Source organism: Vibrio sp. 10N.222.49.C9 (assembly GCF_041474985.1).
In the GTDB taxonomy this organism is placed as follows: Bacteria; Pseudomonadota; Gammaproteobacteria; order Enterobacterales; family Vibrionaceae; genus Vibrio; species Vibrio crassostreae_C.
Map to the genome: position 1 here is coordinate 1 of NZ_JBFRVD010001174.1, position 459 is coordinate 459.

The window sequence follows — 459 nt, forward strand, 5'->3', positions numbered from 1 at the left end:
CCAAGCTTATGGTACCGCCACATTACTTTTAGCTGGGGCGAGCGTTGCGATACTGCTAGATGCCTTCTTACGTTTTGTTCGTACTTGGTTGCTAGGTGCAGCAGCGACCAATACTGAACGCAGTTCTTATGAAATATTGGTTCACAAGCTAGATACCATCTCTTTTAAGCAGGTAAGAGCCCTGCACCCTGGTACCTTGCAAGAAGGCTTTAAAGGCATCAGTCAAATTAAAGACTTTTACTCGGGCGGGTTTGTCAGTGGTTTGATAGATGTGCCATTCGTCTTGATATTCTTAGGTCTGGTTTACTATGTTGGTGGAAATCTGGTGATTATCCCTATCATCGTGTGGGCCATCACTGCTGTATTAGTGTGGGTGTTTTCTAGTCGCTCTAATACGCACGCACAAAATGCTGCGAATAGTGAATTGGATAGAAGCGACTTAGTAGTATCGATTTTCTC

General features: G+C 44.2%; 1 pseudogene. It reads left to right on the forward strand.

Going from position 1 to position 459, the window contains the following annotated elements:
* Window positions 1-459 (forward strand): annotated as a pseudogene (locus tag AB4585_RS27440) (ABC transporter permease); the annotation flags it as partial.